This is a genomic window from Streptomyces xantholiticus, from assembly GCF_014651015.1.
Taxonomy (GTDB): Bacteria; Actinomycetota; Actinomycetes; order Streptomycetales; family Streptomycetaceae; genus Streptomyces; species Streptomyces xantholiticus.
Genome location: NZ_BMWB01000029.1, coordinates 76,071 through 83,189 on the forward strand (window position 1 = coordinate 76,071; position 7,119 = coordinate 83,189).

General features: G+C 71.5%; 5 protein-coding genes. All 5 read right to left on the reverse strand.

Annotated features, from left to right (window positions below; genetic code table 11):
* Window positions 1–16: 16 nt before the first annotated feature.
* The 5 genes from IE198_RS30340 to IE198_RS30360 all read right to left on the reverse strand — a co-directional run bounded on the left by IE198_RS30340 (window position 17) and on the right by IE198_RS30360 (window position 6,447).
* On the reverse strand, window positions 17–1,420 hold the full coding sequence (locus IE198_RS30340; protein ID WP_189892394.1) for a cellulase family glycosylhydrolase: 1,404 nt from the start codon (window positions 1,418–1,420) through the stop codon (window positions 17–19).
* A 62-nt stretch (window positions 1,421–1,482) separates the two neighbouring features.
* On the reverse strand, window positions 1,483–2,448 hold the full coding sequence (locus tag IE198_RS30345; protein ID WP_189892397.1) for a zinc-binding dehydrogenase: 966 nt from the start codon (window positions 2,446–2,448) through the stop codon (window positions 1,483–1,485).
* Between the two features lie 61 nt (window positions 2,449–2,509).
* A complete protein-coding gene (locus IE198_RS30350; protein ID WP_189892398.1) occupies window positions 2,510–4,084 on the reverse strand; it encodes an alkaline phosphatase D family protein in 1,575 nt (524 codons plus the stop codon).
* Window positions 4,081–4,659, reverse strand: a complete 579-nt coding sequence (locus IE198_RS30355; protein WP_189892400.1) for a phosphoesterase — start codon at window positions 4,657–4,659, stop codon at window positions 4,081–4,083. The genes IE198_RS30350 and IE198_RS30355 overlap by 4 nt, the downstream gene beginning before the upstream one ends.
* Window positions 4,660–5,235: 576 nt before the next feature.
* Window positions 5,236–6,447 carry an NAD(P)-dependent malic enzyme gene (locus IE198_RS30360; RefSeq protein ID WP_189892402.1) on the reverse strand — a complete coding sequence of 404 codons (1,212 nt, stop codon included), beginning with the start codon at window positions 6,445–6,447 and terminating at the stop codon, window positions 5,236–5,238.
* Window positions 6,448–7,119 lie beyond the last annotated feature (672 nt).

Genomic DNA, 7,119 nt, shown 5'->3' on the forward strand with positions numbered 1-7,119 from the left:
TGCGATACGGGTGCTTTCACCGTGGCGCGAGAGGGCCGGCCCGGACCGTGACGCGCTCGCCCGGCCGAGCGGGAAGGGGAACGGTGGCCGCCCGGCCGGCCGGGACGGTGCGGACCCGGGTCCACGACGGGCCGGTCACCTCGATCCGCCAACCCCGCGCGCCGGGCGGCACCGAGACCTCACTGAAGCTGCGTGACGAGCGGTACTCCAGCCGGTACGTCCCGCTCCCGGCGTCGTACTCCTCGGCCGTCACCCGACCCGCCACGGCCGGCGCGTACGGGGCCGCGGTCTGCTCCTTGTTGGTACGGAAACGGCCGTCCGCGTCGACCGCGCAGTATCCGCCGCCGTAGCACCAGACATAACCTGCCCAGCCGGAGCTGTGGCGGTTCAGGGAGACGAGTGCTTCACGGTAGAAGCGGCCCATGTTCGGCAGGGAGTTGTTCAGCGGGCCCCACTCGCCCACCACGACCGGCATCCGGTACCGCGCCGGGTACTCCGTCACGGCCCGCTCGTACGCCTCGATCCAGCCCGCGGACGGGTCGTAGTCGGCGCCCGCCTCCATGGCGGTGTTGTAGAAGTGCGGAGCATAGACGGCCCTCGGGTCGTCGATCCTGCCCAGACCGGTCGGCACCCCCTCGCCGACGATCGGGGTCGGCTCGACGAACAGCCAGTTCTCCCGGTCCACCGAACGGACGGCGTCCGCGAGCCGGTTGTACATCGACGTGAGCTGCCCAGCCTCGATGCGCCGGGCGGCCGTCGCCACGTCCTCGCCCTCGCGCATCTCCCCCATCGGCTCGTTGATCAGGTCGTAGCCGATGACGGCCGGGTGGTCCTCGAAGCGGTCGGCCAGCACCCGCCACATCCGCGTCTGGGCGAGCCGCAGGTCGCGGTCCTCGTAGAGGTGGGTGAACGCCCGCTGGACGGCGGGCTCGAAGTACTCGGCGAACCAGTCGTCGGGGTGCGGTTCGAACGGCAGCCCGTCGGTCCTGGTCGCCCATTCGGGGATGCCCCGGTGCCCGAAGGCGGGGCCGAAGACGTCCTGGTGCGCGTCGATGAGCACATGGATGCGATGCTCCAGCGCCCAGTCCAGCACCCGTTCGATCTTGCGCAGATAGCGCTCGCTGTACCGACCGCGTTCCGGCTCCAGGTCGTCCCAGAAGACCAGCAGCCTGGCGAAGTTGAAGCCGCGTCCACGCAGGTCGCGAAAGTGCCGCTCGGTGATCGCGGACAGGGCCGCCTCGCCGCGGTGGCGCTTGTCCTCGACGTTCCAGCCCCGCAGGGTCAGGACGCGGCCGCGGTCGTCGGTCAGCCGGGGGACGCCGTCCGGGGCTCGGCCCGCCGCGTCGCCGTGGGTCCGGGCAGGCGAGGCACAGAGCAGCAGGACGGCACAGACGAGGACGGCGAGCAGACGGCGGTGCATGAGGACCTCCGGCACGGTCGTACGACAGTGCCGGAGATCCCATCAGCCGAGCTGACGGCCCATCAAGAGTTCGTCAGGACAATCTTTCCGAACAGATCACCGGAAGCGATCTTCTCGAAGCCCTCCCGGGCCCGGTCCAGCGGCAGCACCTCGTCGATCACAGGCCGTACGCCCGTGGCGGCACAGAACGACAGCAGGTCCTCCAACTCGTCCTTCGAGCCCATCGTCGAGCCGACGATCCTCAGCTCGAGGAAGAAGATCCGGGTCAGCTCGGCGTGCGAGGGGCGGTCGCCGCTGGTCGCGCCGGAGATCACCAGAGTGCCGCCGGGCCGCAGCGACTTGACCGAGTGCGACCAGGTCGCGGCCCCGACCGTCTCGATCACGGCATCCACCCGCCGCGGCAGCCGGGCCCCCGGCTCGTACGCCTCCTCCGCGCCCAGCTCGACCGCGCGCCTGCGCTTGGCCTCGTCGCGGCTGGTGGCGTACACCCGCAGGCCCGCGGCCTTGCCGAGCACGATCGCGGCGGTGGCCACGCCGCCGCCGGCGCCCTGGACCAGGACCGAATCGCCGGGGCGCACCCCGGCGTTGGTGAAGAGCATCCGGTAGGCGGTGAGCCAGGCAGTCGGCAGGCACGCGGCCTGCTCGAAGCTGAGCTCCTTGGGCTTCGGCAGCACGTTCCAGGCCGGCACGGAGACCTGCTCGGCGAAGGTACCCTGGTAGCGCTCGGTGAGGATGGAGCGGGGCTCGTCGGGGCCGACGCCGTGGCCGCTCTGTCCGATGACGGAGTGCAGCACCACCTCGTTCCCGTCCTCGTCGATGCCGGCGGCGTCGCAGCCGAGGATCATCGGCAGCTTGTCCTCGGCGAGACCGACACCGCGCAGCGACCACAGGTCGTGGTGGTTGAGCGAGGCGGCCTTGACGGTCACGGTCGTCCAGCCCGGTCGTGCCTCCGGCGCCGGGCGTTCACCCAGCTCGAGGCCGTTGAGCGGCTGGTCGCGGTCGATACGGGCGGCGTAGGCGGCGAACATGACCTTGAGATTAGGACGGGCCGGTGCGTGGGGGAACCACGCACCGGTGTGACACGCGTCCCTACTTCCCCTGGTCGCGCCGGTACTGCGCGGGCGAGTCCTCGGTCGCCGGGTCCTCGTACGAGCCGGCCCTGCCCCGGTCGACATGGAAGGTCGTGAGCGTAGTGACGGGCGACGCCGCGTCTCGGCGGTCGCCGATCACCCGCATGTGGGCGCTGAAGCGCTCGGGGGTGACCTCGTAGACGTCGTAGCCGTAGCGGTTGCCCTCGAAGTACTTCAGATGCGGGTTCGCCGCGCCCATCAACGGTCCGTTCGCCTCGTTCCAGTCGGCGCTGTACGCGCCCGAGGTGACCGAGTGCGCGGTGAACTCCGTACCGACCAGCGGCGAGGACGGGTCGTCGAAGTCGGTCCTGATGTCGTCGACGAACGCGGAGTGCCAGTCGCCGGTGACGACGACCAGGTCCTCCAGACCGCTCGAGTGGACATGGCCCAGCACCTCCTTCCGCTCGGAGAGGAAGCCGTCCCACTGGTCGGTGAACATGTACGAGCCGCCGGGCCGGCCGCGGAGCTGGCTGAGCATGATCGAGTTGGCCCAGACGTGCCAGGAGTCGGGCGCACGGTCGATGCCCTGCCTGAGCCAGGACTTCTGCTCGGCCCCGAGGATCGAGCCGCCCTCGATGTTCTGCGCGGAGCGGTACGAACGCAGGTCCAGAACGGTCAGTTCCAGCAGGTCGCCCCAGCGGCGAACCCGGTGGATCTCGGGGTCCGGCAGGGCGAAGGCGCTGCTGTCGCGGTGGGGCATGTTCTCGTACCAGGCCTGGTACGCGGCGGCCCGGCGCTGCATGAACGGCGCACCCCCGCCGGTGCCCGAGTAGTCGTTCACCACCTCGTGGTCGTCCCACGTCAGGAACCACGGATGGGCGGCGTGCGCGGCGCGCAGGGAGGCGTCGCCCTTGTAGAGCGCGTGCCGGCGACGGTAGTCGGCGACGGTGAACACGGACGGGCCCTCGTGGTCCCGGACGTGCTCCGCGGGTACTCCACCGACCTGGCCGTGCTCGTAGATGTAGTCGCCGAGATGGACGACGAAGTCCACGTCCTCGCCGGCGATGCCGCGGTGGGCGGCGTAGAAACCGTCGTGGAACGCCTGGCAGTTGGCGGCGGCGAACCGCACCCGGCCCACCCGGCCGACGGGCGCGGTCGTCGTACGGCCGATACGGCTCGTCCTCCCCAGCGCCTTGAAGGCATACCAGTAGCGGGTGCCCGGGCGCAGACCGGAGACCGGCACATGGACGCTGTGGCCGAGGGTCGCGGAGGCGGGCGCCGTACCACCTGCCACGACCCGGCGCAGGGATCGGTCCAGGGCGACGGTCCACTCGACCTCGACGACCTCGGGCAGTCGCTGCTCGGCGGCGAGCGGCTCCGGCGCGAGCCGGGTCCAGAGCAGGACGCTCGTCGGCTGCGGGTCACCGGAGGCGACGCCGAGCGTGAACGGCGCGGGGTCGTAGTCGGCGCCGAGCGCCTCCGCCGCTTCGCGGGCCTGCGCGGGGCTGAGCCCGGCACTCAGCGGCCACGCGACATTCAGCGCGCCGGCGGCTGCCGCGGCCCGTAGCAGAGTGCGTCGGTCGAGCCTGGTCACTTGCGTCCCCCTGTGGTGGTGAGGCTGAGGGTCACGGCGTCGGCGTAGCCGTCGTTGGAGGTGCCGCCGCCGCTACGGGTGAACACCAGCAGCAGGCGCGCGGTACGGGAGCCGGGCGGCACGGCCGCGGACGCCGTCCGCTTCAGCAGCCCGGTGCGCGCACCGCGTTCCGCGGCGCCGACCGGCCCGAGGACACTGAGCGCCACAGGTGTCCCCGCGATGTCCCGGAACTCGACCGAGAGCCGGGCGCCGTCTTCCTGCGCGGCGTATCCGCCGAGCCAGGCGGTGAGGGTGTACCGCACCTGCCCGGCGTCGACGGCCGCCCGGCCGGTCGGGCCGGCGGTGGGGAGCGCGATGTTCTGGACGAGGGCGGTGCGGGGCGAGTTGCCCCCGCTGAAGAACCGTGAGCCCCGGCGGGCCGGGCCGGGGTCGGCGGCGGTCGGGTAGCCCCCGCCCACGTCGTACCCGACCAGGGCGGGCGCGCCCTGCGCGACGACCCAGCCGGTCACACTGCCGACCGGCTCGGCGCTTCCTCCCGGACCACTCTCGGCATCGCCGTTGACGACCAGATTCACAAGCGCCTCCTGGGGGACGAGGGTTGGCGCGGAGCAGCACACCAGCGCGAGATGAACCTGAGAAGTCCCCCGGAGGAACGCCCGCCGTGATCCAGCCACGCCCTGGCGCCTGCGGCGTGCCCGTCCCCGCCCCGCACCCTCTACGCCTGGCGGTGTGGGTGGTACCCCGTCCCGCATCCGGGGCTCCGGCCCCGGACCCTCTTTGCAGGGCTCCTCCCCCTGGCCCGGCGGCCTGGGAGCCCCCTCCGGACGGTGCGCCTCGAAAGCCGGCGGCCGCTGCTGTGCCGCGCGTCCGGGGGCAGTCCTCCCACGCCGGGCGACGTGGGAGGTGACGGCCGGGCCGTGGGGGAGATCGAGTACGCCGCGCGAAGCGAGCTGCCGGGGCCCTGGCCTCGCCCCGCCCAGAGGAGCCGCACAGCGACACCGCGGGGAGGCAGGACACGGGAACCAGCCCCGCCCCGCAACCGCCCGCACGCGAACGGGCCGCACGCGAACGGGCCGCACGCGAACGGGCCGCGCCACCCCCCTCGCGGGGGCCGGCGCGGCCCGTTACGGAAACCGCACGCGCGCAGCGACTCAGCGGCGGGCGACACCCTCCGCCCGTGCTGCCGCGGCCACCGCCGCGGTGACCGCAGGAGCGACCCGCTCGTCGAACGGCGACGGGATCACGTAGTCCGCCGAGAGCGCGTCACCGACGACGTCCGCCAGCGCGTCCGCCGCCGCGATCTTCATGCCCTCGGTGATGCGGGAGGCCCGCACCTGGAGTGCGCCCGCGAAGATCCCCGGGAAGGCGAGGACGTTGTTGATCTGGTTCGGGTAGTCCGAACGACCGGTGGCCACGACCGCCGCGTACTTGTGCGCGATGTCGGGGTGCACCTCCGGGTTCGGGTTGGCCATGGCGAACACGAACGCGTTGGGGGCCATGGAGGCGACGGCCTCCTCCGGCACCGTGCCGCCCGAGACGCCGATGAAGACGTCCGCACCGGCGAGCGCGGTCTCCAGGGAGCCGGAGAGCCCCGCCCGGTTGGTGATCTCGGCGAGCTCGCGCTTGACCGGAGTCAGGTCCTCACGGTCACGGCTGACGATGCCCTTGCGGTCGGCGACCGCCACGTCACCGAGACCGGCCTCCAGCAGGAACTTCGCGATGGCGACACCCGCCGCGCCCGCCCCGGAGATGACGCCGCGCAGGTCGCCGAGCGTGCGCCCGGTCAGCTTGGCGGCGTTGCGCAGGGCGGCGAGCGTCACGACGGCCGTGCCGTGCTGGTCGTCGTGGAAGACGGGAATGTCCAGGCGCTCCTGGAGCTTGCGCTCGATCTCGAAGCACCGGGGTGCCGAGATGTCCTCGAGGTTCACTCCGCCGAAGGACGGCGCGAGGCGCACGACGGTGTCGACGATCTCGTCGGTGTCCGTCGTCGCGAGGGCGATCGGGACCGCGTCGACGCCGCCGAACTGCTTGAAGAGGATCGCTTTCCCCTCCATGACCGGGAGCGACGCCTCCGGTCCGATGTCACCGAGGCCGAGCACCGCCGTGCCGTCGGTCACGACGGCGACGACCTGCGACTTCCACGTGTAGTCGTTGACGAGCTCGGGCTTCTCGGCGATGGCGGTGCACACCTTGGCGACACCGGGTGTGTAAGCGAGGGACAGGTCGTCCTTGTTCCGCACGGGCACAGTGGCCTGGATGGCCATTTTGCCGCCGCGGTGCAGCGCGAACGCCGGATCGAAGGGCTCGTCGGCACTCTCCGTGTCGGCGTTGTCGCTGTGAGGATTGACGATCTCCGCTGCCATTTTTCGTTGACCCCTTAAGTCTTCAAGGTTGAGGGTGGCCACTCCTGGTTGAGGAGGGGTGGGCGGGCACCGCGTCCGTTCCCTGCACCAGGCGGTTGGCCGCCCCGGCAGGGGGAGGTACGTACGCGCGGGCGCGCCGCACACGCGCCCTGAGCCCCGGATGAGGGGTGTAAGGATCCTTCTTACCGGACGGACCGCACCGCGGACGAGTCGATATGCGCGCGGTGATGCGGCTCATAGCCTGAAACCAGGACAAGACGGCCAGGCGCTGGCGTACCCGCTCAGAAGGCAGGACGACCGGAGATCTTCCGGCCGGAAGAAGGCTTTCCAGCGAATGGTCCGGCCTTGATGTACCGGCCCGCTGGGGTTCGGGGGTGACCCGTTACCCGATTTTGACATGCGCGGCCCCCTGAATGGGCTCGTCCGAATGGCAAGATGCCGAAAACACACAAGGTCGCGACACTCGAAGATGAGTGCAGTACGACCCGGTTTCGCCCAACCTCACCCCGCCGGAGGACCCCGATCATGACCGCAAGCACCACGCGCCGTACGACCGCCGCGAAGTCCCGCACAGCGGCGCTCAGCGCCGCCGCGGTCGCAGGCGCCCTGCTGCTGACCGCGTGTGGCGACCAGACGGACAGTGGAGCCAAGGAGTCGGAGACCAAGGGCAAC